This window comes from Flavonifractor sp. An52 (assembly GCF_002159385.1).
Taxonomy (GTDB): Bacteria; Bacillota; Clostridia; order Oscillospirales; family Oscillospiraceae; genus Flavonifractor; species Flavonifractor avicola.
Map to the genome: position 1 here is coordinate 1 of NZ_NFIB01000068.1, position 1289 is coordinate 1289.

The window sequence follows — 1289 nt, forward strand, 5'->3', positions numbered from 1 at the left end:
GCCACCCTGGAGTCCATCCGCAACCCCATGGGTATGCCTCCTCTGAAGGAGCTGGCCGCTCCCGGCAAGACCGTGGTTTTCGTCATCCCCGACATCGTGAAGGGCGGCTGCCAGCCCACCTCCCACCGGAAGGTGTCCATCCGGGCCTGCCTGGATGAGCTGTACGCCGCCGGCGTGAAGAAGAAGGACATCCTCTTCATGTTCTCCAACGGCCTGCATCCCCGGGCCACCGTGTCCGAGATGAAGCAGATCCTGGGCGAGGAGCTGTTCAACGAGTTCTACTGGACCAACCAGATCACCAGCCATGACTCCGAGGACTATGAGCACATGGTGGACCTGGGCACCACCAAGCGGGGCGACCCGGTGCTGATGAACAAGTATGTCTTTGACTGCGACATCCCCATCCTCATCGGCCACACCCAGGGCAACCCCTACGGCGGCTACTCCGGCGGCTACAAGCACTGCGCCACCGGCATCACCCACTGGCGGAGCATCGCCAGCCACCACGTGCCCAAGGTCATGCACCGGGACGACTTCACCCCCGTGTCCGGCCACTCCCTGATGCGCACCAAGTTCGACGAGATCGGTATGCACATGGAGGAGAAGATGGGCCATCCCTTCTTCTGCTGCGACGCCGTGCTGGACACCTACTCCCGCCAGATCGCCATCTACTCCGGCTACGCCAAGGTGATGCAGCCTGAGTCCTGGAAGATCGCCAACAAGCGCACCTACGTCCCCTTCGCCGAGAAGAAGTACGACGTGATGGTGTTTGGTATGCCCCAGAACTTCCACTACGGCAACGGCATGGGCACCAACCCCATCCAGATGATGCAGGCCCTGTCCGCCCAGGTAATCCGCCACAAGCGGGTCATGAAGGACAACTGCGTCATCATCTGCTCCTCCATCTGCAACGGCTACTTCCACGACGAGCGCTGGCCCTACCTGCGGGAGCTGTATGAGATGTTCCAGCACGACTACATGAACATCCTGCCCGACATGGACCGGTACGGCGAGTACTTTGCCACCAACCAGGAGTATATCCGCAAGTACCGCTTCTGCAACGCCTTCCACCCCTTCCACGGCTTCTCCATGATGAGCTGCGGCCACATCGCCGAGATGAATACCTCCGCCATTTACATCGTGGGCGCTCAGGAGCCCGGCATTGCCCGGGGCATGGGCCTCAAGACCCGGGCCACCTTCGAGGAGGCTCTGGAGGACGCCAAGAAGAAGTTCGTGGGCGAGAACCCCAACATCCTGGCTCTGCCCCAGACCTTCAAGCTGGGCGCCGT

The 1289-nt window shown here is 61.5% G+C and carries 1 protein-coding gene; it reads left to right on the forward strand.

Going from position 1 to position 1289, the window contains the following annotated elements; translation table 11 throughout:
- Positions 1 to 1289 (forward strand): lactate racemase domain-containing protein (locus B5G06_RS13730; RefSeq protein WP_143382761.1); only part of this gene is annotated, 1289 nt, incomplete at both ends.